This is a genomic window from Bradyrhizobium sp. TM233 (genome assembly GCF_036247965.1).
Lineage (GTDB): Bacteria > Pseudomonadota > Alphaproteobacteria > Rhizobiales > Xanthobacteraceae > Bradyrhizobium > Bradyrhizobium ottawaense.
Window position 1 is genome coordinate 1 of sequence record NZ_BTIG01000396.1, and the last position, 297, is coordinate 297.

A 297-nucleotide genomic window follows, 5' to 3' on the forward strand; every position below is an offset into this window, starting at 1 on the left:
CTCGGCGGGCTGGAAGATCACGATCGCATCGCCGGCGAAATTACGGGTTTCGGCGAGGTAGCGGGCGGCCCCGAGCAGCATCGCGGTGTGTCCGTCATGGCCGCAGGCGTGCATCTTGCCCGGAGTCTTGGAGGCGTATGGCAGGTTGGTCTGCTCCTCGACGGGCAGCGCATCCATGTCGGCGCGCAGGCCGATCACCTTGAGTCCCTCGCCAGCCGGCTTGCTGCCCTTGATCACGCCGACCACGCCGGTCTGGCCGAGCCCGGTGACGACCTCATCGCAGCCGAACTCGCGCAG

1 protein-coding gene is annotated in these 297 nt (G+C 68.0%); it reads right to left on the reverse strand.

Annotated elements, in window-relative coordinates:
- Nucleotides 1–297: M20/M25/M40 family metallo-hydrolase (locus AABA86_RS34530; RefSeq protein WP_338309936.1), on the reverse strand; the 297-nt coding region annotated here is incomplete at both ends.